Genomic DNA, 20,991 nt, shown 5'->3' with positions numbered 1-20,991 from the left:
ATACATAGTTCTTATATAACATAAAAAAATTATGATTGGGGGAATTATAATGCAAAACTCAAAAAAATATATCGATTCTTTATTTTCCGCTGAAAAAACAATTAAGGAAACCGCAAAGGCAAAAACCTTCAGGCGGGAACTATGCCGCTATAATCCCGGAGGTATGGGTGGTTCCATAATGGGCCGGTACCCGCGTATGGCCACTCCGGCCATGAAAGCCGCATTGTGGGGAAGCGGCGGAAACCTTACCTTGAGCCTTTTAAAGACAGATGTCGTAGATCGCCGCTATGTAGACAAAGACCATTTTACTATGGCAGATCTTATAGAAGGTGCATTTTCGGAGAAAAACAAGGACATAAACGACATGCCGCTTGCCGGTATGACAAGGCCTCCGTTCGCAGTGCTGCATAAGGACGGCGGCCGCTATAACCATGCTCTTTGGTCGGAGGTCTACCCCTTTCCCTGCCAGAAAAGCGTGGGACAGATAATTGTAAAGGCAGATGAATTGATGGAGGCTGAACAGCCAGTTGCTGAGCAGCATATGAAAGATGGTTCTGTTACCGTTAAGGTTGAAAAGGATGGAAAGAGTATTGATGTAAACTATATTTTTGGAATGAAGCGTAATATTGCGGCTGTTGATTTATCTTATGAGAATATGGATGAACCTGTCGCCTTCAGACTTTACAGGAATGTTGACCAGGGGCACAGACGTTATATGGAGGAAAATGGAGAATACAAAAAGGTTGTCGTATACCGGCCTGCCGATGCCGATCAGTCATATGAATATTATGATTTTGAAGCAGACAGGGAGATCAATGGTCTTTTCGAGCCGCCTGCCACTGGCAGGGAAGGACGCTTTTTCTGGGTACACCAGGTTTTTCCGTCTGATACAACCTTCCCGGAAGGCTTTCGTTATGTAATGATGGGACTCGTTTCCAATGCCGAAGCCGAGGTTGATGAGAATCAGCTTGCCAAAGGTCTGGGAACGGCACCATATATCCCCAGGGATGGACAGGGGATGCTTAAGGTTCCGGGTATCCGCACAATGACTCATCCGGAATTGTTTGAGCTGATGGAGGAGAACTATTCCCATGTAGCAAAGGCACCCGGTGTCGCTGTGACAGCCCGGCTGAAAAACTCTGATTCTGGAAAAGCAAGGCTGTATGTTGCAGTAGTTACTGTCAACGAAACGGCTGATTATATGCAAAAAGCGAAGGACATGCTTCTGGAAGCCGAAAGAATTGGTTTTGAGGGCATTGCTGCGGAAAACGAAGCCTGGTATGATGCACTTTACGAAAAGCGTGAGAACGGTCGTATCATAATGGGTGGAACAGAGGAGGAGAAATGTTTCGCTGCCGACATATTCACCGATGAGGTATATCAGAGCTGGACCTCGGGCCATATGGGCTACTGCAATCCCGATCCGGCCAAATTGGAAGGAGGTGCAAGCTATGCCGGATATGATATTGACATACAGAACTGGCATACCTCGCCCTGCTATAATGAACTGTTTACTGAAGGAAAGTACTTCATGCGCAACCAGTATGAGCCTAAAATGCTCTGGCCCAGACTTATATCTTTGTGGCATGAGACCTTCAAGGAGAAAGCAAGGCTGAAATTCGGACTTCCGGGAATGTGCATGGCGCATGGATTCCTGCCGCCGGCTGCCCAGAGTCCATGGTACATGGAAAACAACAGCCTGGACTTTTCCATGGAAGTGCCAGGTCAGATCATGAAGGTCATATGGAATTTTTGGGATTACGCAGCCGATGAAAAGTTTCTGAAAAACACTGCATATCCAATCCTCCGGGACCTGGCAATTTTCTACGAAGCCTTTGCAAGAATGGGCTGGGACGGAAAACAGTTCAATATCGAGCCTACAGTGGAAACTGAAAGCTACGGGGTGTCCTACCGTTTGGAATACACCTGCAACAATACGGGGGCGCTGACAATGTTTCGGAAAGTACTGAACATTGCAGCAGAGGCGGCGGAATACCTTGGTCTGGACAGCGAGCTTATACCGGGCTGGCTGGAGGTGGCGGAAAAACTGGCGCCATATCCGAAATTCCGGGTAATAGGCGGCGATATAATGGGTTCCAATGAAAAAGCCTTTCCGCGCCATACCAGAGGTGACCACTATATGTTTAACGGCTACAATCCTGTAAACCTTTCAGATGAAATAAACCTTGACAGCCCACAGGAACTTAAGGAGCTGATGGTACGAACAGCAGATGTGGTTTGTGCTGCACGCAACTGGGATCCCTACATTCTCACCGGGGCTTCCAAAGAGTATATACCCTGCCGTTATGCCAAGGGTGCGGTTAAAATTGAGAACCATAACATGCTGGCTGAAGATTTGTTGGAGGCTCCAGAACGGTTGATGAACAGCCGTTCCGGACGTATACATCTGTTCCCTGCCGTACCTGACTGGACGGTGGCAGCATTCAGAGGTTTCCTTGCCCGGGGCGGTTTCGAGGTCAGTGCCGCCAGAAATGAAGAGGGAGTCCAGGCAGTAATGATCAAAGCGAGAAGGAGCATACCCTGCAGGTTAATGAACCCATGGACTGGCAGCAATGTTGCAGCGGAGGATGTTGATACAGGTATACTGGCTGATGTGACCATGGACCTGTCAAACGGTGAGTGTATTATATTTAATGCCGTACAAGGCCATGTTTATAATATTTATCGTAAAAATAACTAAGGAGGATATATTATGTTAAAATATTTGGATACAAACTTAAGCGCAGATGAACGGGCACAGGACCTGGTGAGTCACATGACCCTGGAGGAAAAAGCCTCGCAGCTCCGGTACGACGCGCCTGCCATAGAACGGCTGGGCGTTCCAAAGTATACATGGTGGAATGAAGCACTTCACGGAGTTGCAAGGGAGGGCACGGCCACCGTATTTCCCCAGGCCATTGCACTGGCTGCCATATTTGACGAAGGATATTTGAAAAAAATAGCCGGGATAATTGCCACTGAGGGAAGGGCTAAATACAATGCCAATGTCAGGAGTGAGGACAGGGACATATACAAAGGGCTGACCTTCTGGTCACCTAATGTAAACATTTTCCGTGATCCACGCTGGGGCAGGGGGCATGAAACCTACGGCGAGGATCCCTATCTGACCTCACGGCTGGGTGTTGCCTTTATTAAAGGTCTCCAGGGTGAAGGAAAATATCTGAAGGGAGCGGCATGTGCAAAACATTTCGCCGTACACAGCGGGCCCGAAGCCATACGCCATGAATTCAATGCAGAAGTATCACAAAAGGACCTATGGGAGACCTATCTGCCGGCTTTTGAGGCATGCGTGAAGGAAGGCAAAGTGGAGGCTGTCATGGGGGCTTATAACCGGACTAACGGGGAGCCCTGCTGCGGCAGCAAGACGCTGCTGAAGGACATCTTACGCGACAGGTGGGGCTTTGACGGTCATGTGACATCCGACTGCTGGGCTATCGCCGATTTCCATATGCATCACCATGTGACTGCCACACCGACGGAATCTGCAGCAATGGCGCTTAAAAACGGCTGCAACCTCAACTGCGGCAACATTTACCTCTATTTGTTGGCGGCGTATAAGGAGGGGCTGGTCACTGAAGAGGACATTACAAACTCTGCCGTTCAACTTATGAAAACCCGGATCAAACTTGGCATGTTTGACGGCCATATTGAATACGATGATATCCCTTATGAGGTAAACGACTGCAAGGAGCATCGTGCAGTATCCCTTGAAGCAGCTCATAAATCCATGGTACTGCTCAAGAATAGCGGTTTGCTGCCCCTTGACAGGGAAAAAATGAAAAGCGTTGCAGTCATAGGGCCCAATGCTGATAATCAACTCATGCTCAAAGGCAATTATTTCGGTACGGCTTCCGAATATGTCACCATATTGGAAGGCATAAGAGAGGCTGTCGCGGATGACGTACGGCTTTATTATTCGGAAGGCTGCCATATGTTTAAAGAAAAAATTGGTGATTGGTCTGATCCGGATGACAGACTCTCAGAAGTTCGTGCTATTGCCGAAAACTCTGATGTTATTGTCCTTTGCCTGGGCATGGATTCAGAAATTGAAGGTGAGCAGGGCGATGCGAGTAATGCCGCCGCCGCAGGCGATAAGAACAGTCTTGATTTACCGGGACGGCAGCAGAAGCTGCTGGAGACTGTGGTTGCAACCGATAAGCCGGTGGTATTGGTGCTGGGTGTGGGAAGTGCCTTGGCCATTAATTATGCCCAGGAACATTGTGCCGCCATACTCAATGCATGGTATCCGGGAAGTCTGGGCGGGCGTGCCGTTGCGGACATACTTTTTGGGAAGGTATCTCCAGGGGGAAAACTCCCTGTAACCTTCTATAAGAGTATTGAGGAGCTGCCGGATTTCACCGATTATTCCATGAAAAGCAGGACTTACAGATATTTGGAAAGTGAACCCTTGTATCCCTTTGGCTACGGACTAACTTACTCCGCAACTGTACTGAGTGATTTGAAAGCGGCTGTTGACGGCAAAAAAGGCCAGCCGTTGAAAATTTCTGTTACTATAGCTAATACAGGCAGTTACGAGGTGGAAGAAGTTATCCAATGCTATATCAAGGATATTGAATCTCCTTTTGCAGTCCGTAATCATAGTCTTTGTGCATTCAAACGAGTTGCTCTTTTGAAAGGAGAAAGCAGGGAAGTAACACTTGAGATTCAGCCGGCGGTTTTTGAAGTGGTTAACCAGCAAGGTGAACGGGTTGCCGGCAGCGGCAGGTACTGCATATATGTCGGTACTTCCCAGCCGGACGCCAGAAGTGTGGAACTCACCGGACAAAAACCATTGGAATTTATGTATAATCTGGTATAAATAAAACCAAAGCTCCGTTCCGATGTGATATAATTATTACAGTAATTTTCCAGTATGGACAACCCATTCCATAAAATGTTTTATGGACGGGTTTATGTATAAAAAAATATAGTAGCGCGGGCATTGAAATAAAGCTTATCCATTATGTAGAGGAATAATTTATCGGCCCGGAGCGGAAACGGAGATGAACATGGAGCTGCAGGACATAGGAAGTTTGGCGGGGAGAATAAAGGACAATATAGCAAAGGTTATAGTCGGAAAGGAAGATATAATTGATTTGGCTATGATATGCCTGATAACCGGTGGACACATGCTGCTGGAAGATGTTCCAGGCACCGGAAAGACAGTATTTGCAAGGGCACTGGCGTCATCCGTCGACTGTTCCTTCCACAGGATACAGTTTACTCCCGACCTGCTGCCGTCAGACGTTACAGGCATCAACTTCTTTAATCAAAAGGAAAATAACTTTGTATTCAGGCCCGGTCCAATATTTTCAAATATTGTACTGGCTGATGAAATAAACCGTGCAACTCCCAGAACCCAGTCAGCCATGCTGGAGTGTATGGAGGAACGCCAGGTTACCATAGACGGGGAGACCAGAGGCCTGTCTGCACCGTTTCTGGTGATGGCAACCCAGAATCCTGTGGAGATCCAGGGCACATTTCCATTGCCGGAGGCCCAGCTTGACCGTTTTTTGATGAAAACTTCAATGGGTTATCCCGATACACGGGAAGGAATTAGCATATTAAAAAGATTTAAAGAGAATAATCCGCTGGCAGAACTGAAGGCGGCGGCCGCAGCTTCTGAAATAATCGAAGCCTCCAGGCTTTATTCAAAGGTAAAAGTCTCAGATGATATTTTAGAGTACATAACAAAAATAACCGAAGCTACCAGAAAGCACCCGAATGCACATCTGGGAGTGAGCCCGAGAGGAGCCCTGGCACTGCTCAAAGCCGTACAGGTATATGCATTGCTGAAAGCCAGGACCTTTGTGACGCCAGATGATGTAAAAGCCATGGCAGCACCGGTTATGGCACACAGGATCATTCCAAAGGGATTATCAACCGAAAATGTCAGCGCAAGCGATAAAATTATTTCGGATGTTCTTGCGCATACTGCCGTTCCGCTTGAACAGGGCGAATAAAGGAGGGCGTATGTTGTTTCTGCAAATTGTGCTGGCTTTGCCTCTGATAATTTTCGTGGAGATGTTTCTTTACAAAAAATTTTTACTCAAAGGTATGGTCTACAGAAGAAGCATATCTGAGAACTCGGCCTTTGAGGGGCAAAAGCTTTTTCTTATAGAGGAGATAGAGAACAACAACCTTCTGCCCATACCCTGGATGAAGGCTGAGTCGAGAATAAGCCCGAATTTACAGCTTGCTTCTGCAAAAAACATGGAACAGGAAGAGGGCGGCTACCACAGAAGTGTGTTTTCCATTATGCCGTTTTACCGGATAAAGAGAAAACATGAGGTCACCTGCCTTAAAAGAGGCGATTACAATGTGGGGAATGTGACAATAACCTCAGGAGATATTTTTGGTTTTGTATCGAAGATTACCTCATATGACAATGAAACGCGGCTATTGGTATACCCGAATCCCTTGAAGCATGACAAGCTGATGGAATGCTTTCATTCGCTGCAGGGGGATGTTGTGGTCCGGAGATTTATAAATCCGGATCCGTTTCTGGCTGCGGGCGTCAGGGAATATCAGCCGGGTGATCCCATGTCGTGGGTGAACTGGAAGGCAACAGCAAGAACTAATTCGCTGCAGGTATTCAAGTATGATTACACCGCAAACTCCAATATACTGCTGCTGTTTAACATTGACAGCAGCAGCAAGCAGGACCCGTTTCCAAACGAGGAGCAGTGCCGGCAGATTGAATTCGGCATACATTTTTGTGCCGCGGTAGTAGAAAGGGCCATAAAGCAGGGGATAGCCACCGGCTTTTGCTCAAACGGGCATTTCAGGGATATGACCGAGTTTGTCAGCATTCCAGCCCGTTGCAGCCAGCCTCAGCTTTTTACCATTTTAGAGGCAATGGCTAAGCTTCAGCTTCACAGGGCCCTATCCTTTTATACCATGATAAAAAACATGCGGGGTTCCATACCCAAGGATACCGACATACTTATAGTTACACTTTATTCGGATGAGAGCATAGAGGAGGAAATATTTCACCTCCGGCGTGACGGGCACCAGGTTGAGACCTTTGTCATCGGCGAAAGAGGGGTGGTATGATGTTTGGAATTTTTTCAGTAACTGCAATTTTTGAAATATTGGTTTTGCTGCCTGAATTTTATATGCTGCTGCAGTTCTTTATGCCCCCGTCCATGGCATTTATGCTGTCCTGTCTTACCAATCTTGTAACTCTTACGGCAATTATAATATGCAGGTTCAAGCCGGGGCCCTTTGTTTACAAAGCAATAACCCTTATATTATCCGTACTTGCAGCACTGTTTGCAGCCGGAATAAGTCCTGCGGCTTTATTTACAGCCATTATATGCATGTTCATCTTCAGCCGTGTTAAAACCAATATTACTACCGGCAGGGATATTGCGATACAACTTGCATCGGCTACCATGATTTCAAATATACTGCTTGCTTTGATCTTTTTTTATACAAATTCGGCAAGTATGGCCTTTTTTGGTTATACCGCCATATGTATCTCAACTGTTACTTCAATTATAATTTTGATAGTCAAACAGGTGGACGAATCCAGGAGATTCGGAAAAAACAGTATGAATATCGGCAGCACTCAGCGTAAAAACAATCGGATATTTGCCGGTATTATACTGGCAGTACTGCTTCTGGCGGGTTCCTTTGGACAGGTAACAACCCTATATAAATCCGTACTTGGCCTCATAGGGAGATTTTTTGCCCTGCTTGCCGGTTTGCTGTCGGGGGGCAGCAAGGATATGACGGTGCCCGAACAGCAGGTGCAGGACTTTATGTTCAACCAGGAGGCAAAGGACCCCTCCCTGTTCGATAAGATAATCTATATGCTCGTTAATATTATCGGAACCCTGCTGGTTATAGGTTTTATTGTATTTTGCATTTATCATGTACTGAAGCTTTTAATCAGATTGTTTATTAAACTTGTCAAGTGGTTTGGAAGCGGTGAACACACAATTGAAATGGTTACCGAGAACGGCCACACCGATGAAAAGGAGAGTTTGCTGGACAGGAACCTGAAAAATTTGGTTTCCAGGTTTCAAAACCTGGCATCGGGTATCCTTAAAAGGGAAGTCCCCTATGATAAGTTGACCGACGATACCGCTAAAGTCAGAAGGCTTATGAAATACTTTATCGGCAGGGCAAGGAAGTCGGGAGTAAAAGTGACAAATGCTTCCACTGCACAGGAGATATGCCGCGAGGCAGGCGGCATATCTCCTGTGCCAGAGCAGTTTAATGCGCTGCTGGCCGAATGTTACGACAAAGCGCGGTATGACAATACCGCGCCTTCAAAGGAGCAGCTGGGCCAGCTGGAGGAAAAGCTGTTGAAACATTAAGTAATTATACAGTCCCCTGCTGCTTGAATAGAGATGGGAGCAGCAGGAGATGCCGTAAAACTAATACAATTGAAATTTGCAGAAAAATTATAATAGTGCGCGAGTGCAACTTCAAAAAATGGTAAGCTCTATTAAAAGTACATGCCTGAAATTATTGGCGAAACACAAGTGTTTTTGCTGGCAAATCGGCAGGAAGCCGATTTGAGCAGAACCCCGAAACAGGAGGTTGAGTGTTCTGCGACAGCCAAAATACTTGTGATGAGCCGTACAAATTTCAAGCATGTACTTTGTGAGCTATCCATTTTTTGATGTTAGCACGGGAGCACTATTATCGGTACTGTATTATTTACAATTCTCTTATTTTTACATTAAACATTTTTGTGTCAAATAAGTTTCATCACTGCCATATTCCGGTTCCGGTATACGGGATCATGCTGTCTATATTCTTTCCGTTTAAAACGATATTGCCTGCTCCATAGAGCATACGCCAGTAAACATTGCAATTTGTGATGGTATTTCCCGAGATGTCAAAATTGTTGCAGCCCGCACCGGGAATAGTAACACCGTCGCTGTATACGGGTTTGTCAAATTTGCAGATGTACTGGTTTATGTTTGTAAAGCTGTTTCCTTTTATTTCACCCCAGCCGTCTCTCAGACCAATGGAATATTGATGGTCTTTAAAGGTATTATTGTTTATTCTGATTCTGCCCTGTGTTCCGGCATGGGCGTCGACGGTCACATCTGCCGTACTGTTGTCGGCATGGCCGATTGTATTCTGGTAAATGTCATAGGAGGTTTTCCAGCCTGCCTGTGATCCCTTTCCTCCTCCTGCAACAGAGTGGCGGTTATCATAAAATTCATTTTTTCTTATCATGGCGTAGGCTCCTGAAACAACCATTACGCCATAGCCAAGCCCATCTTTTGTATTGTCATGAATGGTATTGAATTCATATGTGACCGAGCTGTAGGTTCCTGCAGTATTGGCTATGGAGAAGTTTGAAATGTCACAATGATCGATCATTACATTTTTAAAGCCCGATGCGGCTATACCTTCGGTCTCCAGTCCCGGACCCTGAAGTTTCAGGTTTGTTATCCTTGCATTGTTGCCTGTTATTGAAATGGCCGGATCGGCAGCACTTTTCAGAACGGTTGTGGTTCCGGCACCCTGTAAAACAACATTTGCAGGAACCTTGATTGTTGTTGAAACGGAATATGTACCTGCAGGAAGATTCACAATGCCGGGGTTTCCATTAAGTGATGCTATGGCATTGTTGATATCTGACGCGGTAAATCCGTTTGGCACTGCTTTGGGAAGAGAAGCTGCCACATTGACTGTAGCAGTGGTTGTTGCTGTTAAATTGTTATAGTCGGTTACGGTAAGTGACACGTTATATGTTCCGGCTGAAGCATATTTATGGGTTATAGTGTTATTGAAGGCTCCCGTATCAACCTGTGAGCCGTCGCCGAAATCCCAGCTGTATGATTTTATGCCCGAGAAGTCTCCGCTGACGCCCATTGGATTGGTACCGGCAGAATTTGAGCCGTCAAGACAGATCCACATACCCTGTTCATTTTTCGAGGGAACATATATGGAAGCGGCAGGTGCCTGCACATCGGCAGTCCAGACTTCCACCTCCACATAGTGGTTGAAGGCATTTGAACTGCTTCCGTTTGAATACAGCCTTACATATCTTGCATTAATAGCAGAAAAATTAATGGTTTTTCCGCTGCTGGTTTCGGCATATTCCGTATCCGATCCGGCTCCGAAGCCTGCACTGTTGTTTGTGTCATTGTTAAAAACGGTATTTACTCCGCTGCTGAAATCTGCTGTAGTTGAAGTTCTTACAATTACGTCATGATATGTCCTGCCATCGCCGAAATAGTGCCAGAGGTTGATTTTATTGATACTGTAACCGGCTCCCAGATCAATCTGAATCCACTGCAGACCCTGATTTACTCCCAGATGATTGGCAGTGTCCTTATTGCCGTCCGTTGCTAATGCTGCCGAGCCTGTCATGGTGGTACTTGCAGTCACGGTCTTGCCTGCGGCTGCATTGGCATATGCTGCATAAACGGGCAGAGATAACTGCATGGTGACAATAACGGCCGCAGATAATAATACCGGCAGAAGCCTTGCCTTCAATAGTTTGTACACTTTCCCCTTCATTTTAAATTCCCCTTTCAATTTTGGTTAATTTATTTGGATGTGCACTTTGTGATCTGTAAAACCTAAATTTTTCTCGCCGGACAACACTTAGGTTTTAGGTGTTACAGACCACTATGTTGTTAATATTAATTTTAGTTGAATTAAATTTGGAAAAGTATGGAGCGATTTTATAACATAAATGTAAAAATTTTATTTCAATAATTACCCGGTCAGTTATTTTTACCGGTATAAAACAAATCCATAGTAAATATAAAATGAATCCATGTGAAAAGAATACTCCTTCCACTACAATGTAATCACCGGTTACATTGCTGCATGTGAATATAATGTACACCGATTTATGTTAACTTAATTAATACCTTTAACGGAGATTATATTGGAGGGACAAGTAATAATGAATAAAAAAGTCAGGGTATTGCTGATTGGTGCTGCCTTCAGTGCCGACCTGCACATGGACGGCTATGCAAGATGCACTGATATTGCCGAGGTAACAGCCATCTGTGACAAGGATGTATCAAGGGTGGAAGCTCTTGCCGAGAGGTACGGTCTTCGGAATTACAAGGTGTATGACAATTATGAAAAGGCCATAGCAGAGGCGGATTGCGATATTGCAGATATTTGTATGCCCAATTTTCTGCACTGTGATGCAGCTGTTGCAGCCTTTAAAAAGGGGTTGCATGTAATATCTGAAAAGCCGCTTTCCACAACGGTGGAAGAGGCTGCCCGAATGGTGGAAGCAGCTGAAAAAGCAGGGAAAAAGCTGTTCTATGCCGAGGATTGGCTGTTTGCACCAGCTATGAACAAGGCATTGGCTGTAATTAAGGAAGGCGGTATAGGAAAGCCGCTGTACATAAGGGCGAGGGAATGCCATTGCGGTTCGCATTCGCCGTTTGCTCAAACGCTTAAGTATTGCGGCGGCGGTTGTATGGTTCATCTGGGGATACATCCGGTTGGCTTCATGCTTGCCTTAAAGGAGGGAAGCTGGACCGAGCTGGTTGCAATGACTTCAGGAGGAGCAGAAACTAACCTGGTTCATAAACAGATGGAAGGGGAAGACTGGTCGGCCTGTATGATCAAATTCGAAGACGGAACATCGGCGCTTCTGGAGGCAAATTATGTTACAACGGGCGGTATGGAGGATGTTATAGATATATATGGTACCGAGGGGTGCATGCATATTGACCTGACCTTCTCATCGGCCATAAGCTGTTACTCCATGCCGGGGCTGAGCTATACCGTTGAAAAGGCCGAAATAACCACCGGCTGGTCAAAACCCGCCGTAGACGAGAAGTTCAACCTGGGTTATGTAGGCGAAATTAGACACTTTATGGAATGCTGCCTGAAAAATCAAGATGCAAAAACCGGTTTGAGAGGTATTGACGGGCTTGAGGCATTGAAAGTGGTCAATTTGATATATAAATCGGCCAGAGAGGGAATAAAAATCGTGAATCCTAAGTTGATCAGCAAGCAGAGGGGAAGTAGCTATTGTGAAAAATGATTTGTATTTACCTGTGGAAGTCGGAGGAATTACTTTTAAAAATCCGTTTTATGTGGCATCAGGTCCGACGACCAAATCGGTCAAACAGCTTCTCCGCATTGAGGAGACCGGATGGGCGGCAGCCAGCATCAAGCTTACCATTGATCCTGAACCTTATATAAACAGGGTGCCGAGATATGCGGTATTCGAGGACAGAAATGCACTGTGCTTTACGGCAGAAAAAAGATTAAAATTCTTTGAAGGCTTAAAGCTGGTAGAAGATGCAAAAAAGGTGCTGAAAGAACTGATATTGATGGCCAATATTACATATGCAGGTGACAGGGGTGTTGAGGGCTGGGTTAACATGGCCCGGAAATTTGAAGAGGCAGGCGCTGATATTATTGAGTTGAATATGTGCTGTCCCAACATGTCATTTAATGTTGAGCTCTCGGCAGGCGGGGACAACGGCTGCGGCATACGCACCGGAGCCAGCTTGGGACAGCAGGCCGAAGTCGTAGCGGAGGTTGTCGGAGAGATCAAAAAAAATATAAAAATACCCGTATTTGTAAAGCTTACTCCCGAAGGCGGCAGGATAGCACAAATTGCCAGGGCGGCATATGAGGCCGGAGCAGATGCGGTGGGAGGAACCTCAAACCGTCTCGGAATTCCCCCCATCAACCTGAAAGACCCTAAAAAGTCGGCTTACCATCTGCAGGAGGAGATCAGTATGTCCTGCTATTCCGGAGCCTGGCTGAAGCCCCTTGCTTTAAGGGACACATATGAAATGAGGAAAGCCCTGGGACCTGAAGGCAAAATCATGCAGGCCGGCGGAGTACGAAACTATAAGGATGCTGCCGAGATGATCATGTCGGGAGCAGATCTGGTAGGTATATGTTCCGAAACGCTCATAAGCGGGTTTGGATTTATTGAGGGGCAAATAGCTGCATTGAAAAAATTCATGCTTCAAAACGGATATAAAGCAGCGGGAGATATGCGCGATCTCATTGTACCCGAGGTAAAAAGTGCACCTGAGCTGACGCTGTATGACGGATATGCCCAAATATCAAAACCCAACCTGGCAGCACCGTGTAAAGCAGCATGTCCGCTTCATGTACCTGCACAGGCTTACATACAAAAAGTGGCACAAAGAGACTTCAGAGCGGCTTTCGACCTGATAATGGGTAAGAATCCCCTGCAATCGGTATGTGCCCACATATGCGATCATCCATGCGAAGCGGCATGTACACGGGGAGATACGGGCCAGCCGGTGCATATACGCGAAATAAAAAGATTTGTACTGGATTATGGAAAAAAAACCGGATGGGTGTCAGGAAAACCAACGGCGGATAAAAAAAATCAAAATATTGCGGTTATAGGATCCGGGCCGGCCGGACTGTCCTGTGCATATTATCTTGCTACGGCAGGATATGCTGTAACTGTGTTTGAAAAGGAGAGCTATACCGGCGGAACGTTAAGATATGGTGCGTCCGGATTTAAGATGGCCCCTGAAATTCTGGATGCTGAAATCGAAATGCTTAAAGACCTTGGAGTGGATTTTGTGACCGGAAAGGCGTTGGGCAGGGATTACACCGTGGAGTCACTTAAGAAGCAGCATTATGCAGCCATATTTTTTGGAATGGGAGCCGGAACCGGAGTAAAAGGAAATATTCCGGGCCGTGATGCCGACGGTGCTTTATCCTCCATATCCTTCATGAAAAATGTATTTGAAGGGAAGCTTCATAAGCTGAAGGGCAGAGTGGTTGTCGCCGGAAATGATTTTACTGCTCTGGATGCTGCCAGGACAGCCAAAAGACTGGGTGCAGAAGAGGTATATGTCATTTATGAATGTACCAGAGATGAAATTCCGGCTACACAGGAGGATATTGAACATGCCGAAGAGGAAGGCATAAGGCTTATGAATCTTTCGGCTCCAAAGGCTATTCAAACTATGAACGGTAAAGTAACAGGAATACATATGACTAATCTGGTATTGTGCTGCCCTGATGAAAGCGGTCGGAGAAAAACGGAGAAGGCTGCATTTGCTTCCTATGAAATCCCCTGTGAAACAGTTATTTTAACCGGTAACAGGAGGTATGACGACAATTGTACGGCTGAACTGGAATTGGATGAAAATATAACACTGATTTGCCGTAAAGAATCCAATCTAACAAATATTGAAGGAGTTTTTGCAGGCGGAAATATCAGAGGGATTGATTCGGTTATTTCTGCCATTGCAGATGGAAAACGTGCCGCATGCTCAATAGATAAATTTCTGGCAAAAGAGGCTGCGGTGCTCGAGTTTGAACCTGAATACCCCGTGATTTCCAAAAAGTATGTCTTGAAAAGAACCGGATATTTCAAGGATGAGAGCAAACTCAACACAAAAACACTCAGTGAAGAAGAAGTCGTAGCTGAGGCCGGAAAATGCCTGAACTGCGGCTGCGGTGAAGGCTGCGGCTTATGTAAATCCATTTGCGGTGAGTTTGCAATCGGTGTCGGAGAACCCGACAGGCTCCAAATCAACAGTGAAGAATGTGTAGCCTGCGGAATGTGTTTTAACCGCTGTCCCAACAAAAATATCAGAATGATCAATAAGAAAATCATTGTAAAGTAGGTGAAGATGGTGAAAAAAGTACTTATTACGCCCAGGTCGTTTCAGGAGTCGGGTATACCTGCTTGTGGGCTTTTGAAGGAACGGGGCTTTGAAACAATAATCAATGACACCGGGATGGCATTTACAGAAGAACAGATGATTGAAAAATGTGCCGGCGCTGACGGGATTATTGTAGGCATTGATCCTGTAACCGAAAAAGTCTTAAAAAGTTCACATAAACTCAGGGCGGTGTCAAAATATGGTGCAGGGCTTGACAACATTGATCTGGAGGCCGCAAGGAAGCTTGAAATATCAGTGGAAAGAGCTGCTGGAACCAATGCCACGTCTGTAGCAGAGCTGGCCATAGGTTTGATGTTTACTCTTGCCAGAGATATTCCCTATTCGGCAGGCAGCACCAGAAAAGGCGGCTGGGATAGAAAAAAAGGTGTTGAAATTACCGGTAAAACTCTGGGGATACTGGGGCTGGGCTGCATAGGCAGGGAGGTCGCAAGAATGGCTGATGGCCTTGGCATGAAAATTTCAGCATATGACCCGTTTGTGAATGCAAATGACGTAAATATTATTCGATATGGAATAGAGTTAACCGGAGTTGAGGAAATACTCCGAAACTCCGACTTTATTACTCTGCATATGCCTCTGACTGATGAAACAAAGCATATGATCAACCGGAAAGCTCTGGAGAAAATGAAGTCGGCGGCATATCTTATAAATACTTCCAGGGGAGAGCTGGTGGAGGAAAATGATTTGTATGATGCCCTGGTCAACGGGGTTATTGCAGGCGCGGCAGAGGATGTTTTTTCAAAGGAACCGCCCGGGGAACACAGGCTTTTATCCCTGGACAATTTCATACTGACTTCACATATAGGAGCATTTACAAAGGAAGCCAATGAGAAGATGGCTATGGCATCGGCCGTCAATTTGCTCAGGATACTGGAAAATGAATCATAGGGGAGGCATAAAGTTAAAATGGAGTTATTTGACTTAAAGGGGAAGAACGCCGTAATTCTCGGCGGTGGTGGAATTTTGGGCACCGACATGGCACAGGGACTGGCTTCGGCAGGGGCCTGCATTGCAGTTTGTGATTTAAGGGAGGAAATGGCCAAAAAGGTGGCTGGTACCGTACAGGTGCATAATGTAAAAGCAGAGGGTTATCAGATGGATGCCATGGACATAAATTCCATAAGGGAGGTGTGCGGCAGGATCGGGAAGGAGTTCGGCCATATAGATATTCTTGTAAATGCCGTAGGAGGAAATATGAAGGCTGCAACAACTTCCGACACCCTCTCATTTTTTGATCTTTCAGCTGATGCCTTGCAAAAGGTGGTTGACCTGAATTTAATGGCAGGAGCGGTATTGCCCTCACAGGTATTCGGACGTGTAATGGCTGAAGCAGCTGGAGGAGTGATAATAAATATTTCCTCCATGAATTATTACAGGCCTTTGACACGTACACCGGGATACGCGGCAGCAAAAGCGGCGGTCAGTAATTTTACACAATGGCTGGCTGTCTATATGGCGCAGGTGTATGGGGATAAACTCAGGGTTAACGCCATTGCTCCGGGTTTCTTTCTGACAGATCAGAACAGATTTTTAATGACTGATGCCCAAAGCGGAGAGTTGACTCCAAGAGGGCGGCAGGTGATACAGCATACACCAATGGGTAAGTTCGGAGACCCCGGTGATCTTGTAGGAACATTGATATGGCTGTCTTCAAGGGCCTCAGCCTTTGTGACGGGGATCACAGTTCCTGTGGACGGCGGTTTTTCAAGTTTTGGAGGAGTATAAGGGAGGATATTTCAATGGGAATTATAAAAACAATTCAAGCGGATAAATTGAAAGTAAATATTTATGACACAAGGAAAGCACTTGGCGAGGAGGCTGCCAAAGAATTTACAGCCAGAGTAAAGCAACTGCTGCAGACAAAAAGCGAGATAAACATAGTTTTTGCGGCAGCACCTTCACAAAATGAATTTATACATGCGCTGGCACACAATAAGGAAATAGAATGGGGCAGAATCAACGCCTGCCATATGGATGAATATATCGGATTGGATCCAGAAGCACCTCAGGGGTTTGGAAATTTTCTCAGAGACAGGCTGTTTGAGAAGCAGCAGTTTAAGTCTGTAAATTATCTTAAGGGCGACGTAAGCAATATTGATGAGGAATGTAAAAGATATGCCGGGCTGCTGAAGCAATTTCCCACTGATATTGTTTGTATGGGAATCGGCGAAAACGGACATATAGCCTTTAACGACCCTCATGTGGCATTTTTCGACGATCCCGAGCTGGTAAAGGTGGTTGAACTGGATGAAAAATGCAGGAGGCAGCAGGTGAACGACGGCTGCTTCAAAAGTCTGGAAAAGGTTCCTACTCATGCGCTGACACTTACAATACCTGCTCTTGCAGCGGCTGACTGCATATTTTGTATGGTTCCGGGAAGTACCAAAGCCCAGGCGGTATTTGATACTGTTACCGGTGACATATCTGAAAAATGCCCTGCCTCAATCTTAAAGATCCATAACAATGCAACATTATATACAGATATGGACAGTGCTGCAAAAATCATTTAAGAAGACCGGACGGAGGGTGCAGGTATGGGATATCTGTTTATGGGTGTAGATATAGGAACTTCGGGTGTAAGGGCGGCACTTTTTGATATGGACGGAAATCAGAAAAGCCTGTATCATCAGGAATATCTGATGAAATGCCATGAAGAGGGAATGGCTGAACTGGATCCCGATGAAATATTCGGTTCATTGCTCCGGGTAGTTAAAGAATGCATAGCAGAGGCCGGTGCAGATAAAAATGACATTGCAGCCATTGGTCTGTCTACCCAGCTTTTCAGCTTTTTAGCCGTGGATGGAGCCGGAAACTGTCTTACCAATCTGATTACATGGGCAGACAACCGGTCCATAAGGCATGCTGAAAAAATAAGGGAGAATTTTGACTGCAGGGAAATATACAACCGCACCGGCTGCAGGGTTCAGCACCCCATGTATCCCATCAGCAAAATTTTATGGCTGAAAGATACGCAGCCCGAAATTTTCAAAAAGGTCAAAAAATTTATAACAATAAAGCAGTATATTGTGCACAGGCTTTTCAATGAGTATGTAATTGATATTACCGATGCATCTTCCATGGGATATTTCAATATTCACCGGATGGAATGGGATGAATCGGTATTAAAAGATGTATTGGGGCTTGATTCCGGATATTTTGGAACACCTGTGGAGTGCACTCATGTACTGAGGAACATCAAAGAGGAATACGCCGTGCTCATGGGAATAAATGCCGGTACACCGGTAGTTGTGGCTTCTGGGGACGGAATGCTGGCAAATGTGGGCTGCGGAGTATTTGACGACAGCTCAATGTCAAGTACCATAGGTACCAGCGGGGCCTTGAGGATTGCCTCGGAGAAACCGCTACTGGATTCGGAGCAAAGGACCTGGTGTTACTGTTTTACAAAAGATACCTGGGTTGCAGGCGGTGCCATCAACAATGGCGGTATTGTTTTAAAATGGCTCAGGGATGACTATAAAAGCCAATATGAAAAAGAGATGCTGGATCAGGGTATGGACAGTATTTACAAGCTGTTCGACAGATATGCCTCACAGATTGCACCTGGATGTCAGGGCTTGATCTTCCTTCCGTTCCTGACGGGGGAGAGGTCCCCCAACTGGAATGCATTGGCAGCCGGCACCATCCACGGCCTGCGGCTTATGCATGGTAAAAGGCACTTCATACGTGCTACCATGGAGGGGATTATGTTCAGGATGTTTTCAGTCTATGAAGTAATTACGCAGATAACTTCAAACGTAAAGCAGATAAGGGCTAACGGAGGTTATGCCAACTCAGAGGTTTGGCTGCAGATACAGGCCGATATTTTCAACAAGGAAATCGCCGTGGCAGGGGTAAGTGAAGCCGCCGCCTTTGGAGCGGCTTATGTTGCAATGGCTGCAGTCGGTGCCGTTAACAGCCTGAAGCAGCCGCTGAAATGTATGAACCCTCAGAAAATTATCAGACCCATAACAGAAAACAATAGGGTGTATATGGATGCATATGGGGATTTTAAAAACCTGTATGCAAAAATATATGGAAGCAGGTAAAGGAGTCAAATTATGCTCTCATATCAAATGACAAAGGATCAGATAAATGCAATAAATCCAGATATTGCGGTTATACCTGTGGCGTCATTGGAACAGCATGGCCCTCATCTTCCCGTAAATACCGATATTATAATTGCCGAAGCATATGCAAACGGGATTTCAATGGAACTGAATGCTTTTCAAATCCCTGCCGTCCCTATAAGCACCTGCAGAGAGCACATGGGATATAAAGGAACCGTGTGGATAAACCCGGATACCTTTTACAGGATGATGATAGAGATATGTATGTGCCTTGAAGAACAGGGTTTTAAAAAAATAGTAATTGTCCAGGGCCATGGTGGTATATTTATGTTAACACCTGTAATCCGTGAACTGAATGCCACGCGGAATCCGGAGTTGCAGGTATGCAGGATTGACCCGGGAAATTATCTGGAGCAGTTTAAAAATGCAGGTGTTATATCAAGCAGTGCAGGCCTGCATGCCGATGAATTCGAAACATCCATAGTACAGTACTTACATTGCGATTTGGTGCATGACGAATTAATTCAGGACTTTGTACCGGAGGTGACCAGGGATTATTTGAATTACGGAAGCATATACTGTGCATCGCCCTCGGGTGTTTGGGGACAGCCGTCAAGGGCAACGGCGGAGAAAGGTGGAAAATTGCTTGAGCTTGGCCGTAAATTGATGGCAGAGGATATCAGGAAAATTTTTGCTTATATGAACAAAAATCCTCAGGGCTACAGCAGCTTTTAATCAACTGATAAAAAAGACAGAAGGCCGTTATATTCAGCCTTCTGTTTTTTAGTTTAAAGAATTGCATATGCATGCAGTGTCAGCCCATACCGGTCCATATTCAGGATTTCCGGAATTGTCCCGGTGTCACACCGGTTGCCTTTTTGAAAACCCTTATGAAGTAAAAGTAATCGGAGTAGCCGCATTTATTTGCAATATCCTCGATAGTGTATTTGGTGCTATGAAGTAAACTGCAGGCATATTCAACTCTCAATTTTGTAATATAATCCGTGAAGGTCATGGATACTTCTTTTCTGAAAAGCTGGCTGATGTAACTGGGGTTGATTGAAAAGATCTTACCCAGGCTTTGTATTGAAATCTCACTGTGAAAATTTAAATTTACATAATCAAGTATTTTGAGAAAATACTTATTTTTTATTTCGTCCTTCATATCTCTCCGTTTTTTACTGGAAGCGTCCAGCAGCATTGATTCCAGCTGCGTTATCATAGCATTTACATCTTTGAAGGAGGTGCACAGCTCTTCGATGCTGTAGATATATTCTCCGTAATATTCACAGTCCAGGTTGTTTGAGAGGCTGATAAAATAATTGTATATTTTCATGGCCTGTTTGACATTAAGCCGTCCGTTGGCCACAATAGTCCTAACCTCTGTAAGAGTCTTGTTGACTTCAAAAATATCGGGATTTGATATGTTTTTTTCAAGCTTTCTCAGCAGGCCGTCAATATGGGAATTGTCTGTTTGGGGCCTGAAATACAGACTGTGTTTTCCGGTGATAAAGTACTGGTATCCCAGACTTGTCGCTTCCTCAATACTGTTCTTTATACCGCCGATAGTATTAAATGTACCGGAGATGCCGATGCCTTTGATGCCGTCATGCAATTTTTCTGAAAATAACTGCCGGATATCGGCTTCTCCCATGTATTGGAAAAAGTATAGGTGCTTTGCATTTCCGGTTTTTATGTGCACATGCTTTACATTCTTTTCAAAGGCCAGCTGTTTGTAGCCGATTGAAGCAGCTATTACCACTTTCTTTGAAATATCTATACCATTATCTGCAAAGTATTGGTTGATAACCGGACCGCTTCTATCGTTGGGTTCTTCAATCAGAGAAATCAGGTCGGGTCCTTCCGGCTGGGAGTTTGACATGTCCAGCATACCTTTTGCCTTTTTCAGTAAATCGGTTATTTCAGAATCATCAAAAGGTTTGAGGCAGTAGCCGATAGCTCCATAGTTCATTGCTTTTTGAGCATATACAAATTCTGCATATCCGCTTATTACAATAAAGATGGTACCGGGCAGCACCTCTTTAACGCTTTTTATCAATTCCAAACCGTTCATACCCGGCATTCTGATATCCGTAAAAACCAGGTCGGGCATTGTCTTAAGTATGGCATCATGTGCATTTATACTGTTATTTGAGGTATACACTACTTCAAAACCGCTCTGTATTTTTTGAATACTTTTTATAAGGCTTTTTATAACATATTCCTCATCGTCAACTATAAATATCTTATACATTTTG

Annotated in this window: 14 protein-coding genes; 12 read left to right on the top strand and 2 right to left on the bottom strand. The window is 45.2% G+C overall.

The features are described from left to right. Positions 1-49: 49 nt before the first annotated feature. The 5 genes from CTER_RS25930 to CTER_RS25910 all read left to right on the top strand — a co-directional run bounded on the left by CTER_RS25930 (position 50) and on the right by CTER_RS25910 (position 8,348). The gene (locus tag CTER_RS25930; protein ID WP_004630947.1) at positions 50-2,701 is read left to right on the top strand and encodes a glycosyl hydrolase family 95 catalytic domain-containing protein; all 2,652 of its coding nucleotides are present in this window, start codon (positions 50-52) and stop codon (positions 2,699-2,701) included. A gap of 12 nt (positions 2,702-2,713) precedes the next feature. Further along, positions 2,714-4,840, top strand: a complete 2,127-nt coding sequence (locus CTER_RS25925; protein ID WP_004630904.1) for a glycoside hydrolase family 3 C-terminal domain-containing protein — start codon at positions 2,714-2,716, stop codon at positions 4,838-4,840. Positions 4,841-5,030: 190 nt separating this feature from the next. Beyond that, entirely contained in the window at positions 5,031-5,984 is a 954-nt protein-coding gene (locus tag CTER_RS25920) for an AAA family ATPase (protein WP_004630834.1), read from the top strand. 10 nt (positions 5,985-5,994) lie between these two features. Then, positions 5,995-7,077 (top strand): DUF58 domain-containing protein, encoded by a 1,083-nt coding sequence (locus CTER_RS25915; protein WP_004630791.1) that lies wholly within the window; start codon positions 5,995-5,997, stop codon positions 7,075-7,077. Then, on the top strand, positions 7,074-8,348 hold the full coding sequence (locus CTER_RS25910) for a DUF4129 domain-containing protein (protein WP_004630809.1): 1,275 nt from the start codon (positions 7,074-7,076) through the stop codon (positions 8,346-8,348). The genes CTER_RS25915 and CTER_RS25910 overlap by 4 nt, the downstream gene beginning before the upstream one ends. 397 nt (positions 8,349-8,745) lie before the next feature. Here CTER_RS25910 and CTER_RS27330 read toward each other — a convergent pair whose 3' ends face one another. Next, positions 8,746-10,515, bottom strand: coding sequence for a PKD domain-containing protein (locus CTER_RS27330; protein WP_004630884.1), 1,770 nt, complete (start codon positions 10,513-10,515; stop codon positions 8,746-8,748). A 394-nt stretch (positions 10,516-10,909) separates the two neighbouring features. On the opposite strand from CTER_RS27330, the gene CTER_RS25900 reads away from it, so the two are divergent. Genes CTER_RS25900 through CTER_RS25870 form a run of 7 tightly spaced genes read left to right on the top strand, consistent with a single transcriptional unit; the run spans position 10,910 to position 19,468 of the window. Next, positions 10,910-12,013 carry a Gfo/Idh/MocA family protein gene (locus CTER_RS25900; RefSeq protein ID WP_004630983.1) on the top strand — a complete coding sequence of 368 codons (1,104 nt, stop codon included), beginning with the start codon at positions 10,910-10,912 and terminating at the stop codon, positions 12,011-12,013. After that, positions 12,003-14,606, top strand: coding sequence for an FAD-dependent oxidoreductase (locus tag CTER_RS25895; RefSeq protein WP_004630831.1), 2,604 nt, complete (start codon positions 12,003-12,005; stop codon positions 14,604-14,606). Before CTER_RS25900 ends, CTER_RS25895 begins: the two co-directional genes overlap by 11 nt. A gap of 6 nt (positions 14,607-14,612) precedes the next feature. Next, on the top strand, positions 14,613-15,554 hold the full coding sequence (locus tag CTER_RS25890; RefSeq protein WP_004630856.1) for a phosphoglycerate dehydrogenase: 942 nt from the start codon (positions 14,613-14,615) through the stop codon (positions 15,552-15,554). 18 nt (positions 15,555-15,572) lie between these two features. Continuing rightward, entirely contained in the window at positions 15,573-16,391 is an 819-nt protein-coding gene (locus CTER_RS25885; RefSeq protein ID WP_004630784.1) for an SDR family oxidoreductase, read from the top strand. 14 nt (positions 16,392-16,405) lie between these two features. Then, positions 16,406-17,176 carry a glucosamine-6-phosphate deaminase gene (locus CTER_RS25880; RefSeq protein WP_004630971.1) on the top strand — a complete coding sequence of 257 codons (771 nt, stop codon included), beginning with the start codon at positions 16,406-16,408 and terminating at the stop codon, positions 17,174-17,176. Positions 17,177-17,200: 24 nt separating this feature from the next. Then, positions 17,201-18,712: a gluconokinase gene (locus CTER_RS25875; protein WP_004630979.1), complete on the top strand. Its 1,512-nt coding sequence runs from the start codon at positions 17,201-17,203 to the stop codon at positions 18,710-18,712. Positions 18,713-18,724: 12 nt separating this feature from the next. Further along, entirely contained in the window at positions 18,725-19,468 is a 744-nt protein-coding gene (locus CTER_RS25870; RefSeq protein ID WP_004630993.1) for a creatininase family protein, read from the top strand. A gap of 100 nt (positions 19,469-19,568) precedes the next feature. On the opposite strand, the gene CTER_RS25865 is transcribed toward CTER_RS25870, so the two are convergent. Further along, a complete protein-coding gene (locus tag CTER_RS25865; protein WP_004630999.1) occupies positions 19,569-20,987 on the bottom strand; it encodes a response regulator transcription factor in 1,419 nt (472 codons plus the stop codon). Between the last annotated feature and the right edge of the window lie 4 nt (positions 20,988-20,991).

The sequence above is a fragment of the Ruminiclostridium cellobioparum subsp. termitidis CT1112 genome (assembly GCF_000350485.1).
Lineage (GTDB): Bacteria > Bacillota > Clostridia > Acetivibrionales > DSM-1351 > Ruminiclostridium > Ruminiclostridium termitidis.
The sequence above is the reverse complement of the archived record's forward strand: the minus strand, read 5'-3'. Positions and strand labels throughout refer to the sequence as shown.

Bases quoted from the DNA above. Each gene is read 5' to 3' on its own strand.
- CTER_RS25880 (WP_004630971.1), top strand. From the start codon at position 16,406: ATGGGAATTATAAAAACAATTCAAGCGGATAAATTGAAAGTAAATATT.
- CTER_RS25885 (WP_004630784.1), top strand. From the start codon at position 15,573: ATGGAGTTATTTGACTTAAAGGGGAAGAACGCCGTAATTCTCGGCGGT.
- CTER_RS25875 (WP_004630979.1), top strand. From the start codon at position 17,201: ATGGGATATCTGTTTATGGGTGTAGATATAGGAACTTCGGGTGTAAGG.
- CTER_RS25925 (WP_004630904.1), top strand. From the start codon at position 2,714: ATGTTAAAATATTTGGATACAAACTTAAGCGCAGATGAACGGGCACAG.
- CTER_RS25900 (WP_004630983.1), top strand. From the start codon at position 10,910: ATGAATAAAAAAGTCAGGGTATTGCTGATTGGTGCTGCCTTCAGTGCC.
- CTER_RS25910 (WP_004630809.1), top strand. From the start codon at position 7,074: ATGATGTTTGGAATTTTTTCAGTAACTGCAATTTTTGAAATATTGGTT.
- CTER_RS25920 (WP_004630834.1), top strand. From the start codon at position 5,031: ATGGAGCTGCAGGACATAGGAAGTTTGGCGGGGAGAATAAAGGACAAT.
- CTER_RS25930 (WP_004630947.1), top strand. From the start codon at position 50: ATGCAAAACTCAAAAAAATATATCGATTCTTTATTTTCCGCTGAAAAA.
- CTER_RS27330 (WP_004630884.1), bottom strand. From the start codon at position 10,515: ATGAAGGGGAAAGTGTACAAACTATTGAAGGCAAGGCTTCTGCCGGTA.
- CTER_RS25865 (WP_004630999.1), bottom strand. From the start codon at position 20,987: ATGTATAAGATATTTATAGTTGACGATGAGGAATATGTTATAAAAAGC.
- CTER_RS25870 (WP_004630993.1), top strand. From the start codon at position 18,725: ATGCTCTCATATCAAATGACAAAGGATCAGATAAATGCAATAAATCCA.
- CTER_RS25890 (WP_004630856.1), top strand. From the start codon at position 14,613: ATGGTGAAAAAAGTACTTATTACGCCCAGGTCGTTTCAGGAGTCGGGT.
- CTER_RS25915 (WP_004630791.1), top strand. From the start codon at position 5,995: ATGTTGTTTCTGCAAATTGTGCTGGCTTTGCCTCTGATAATTTTCGTG.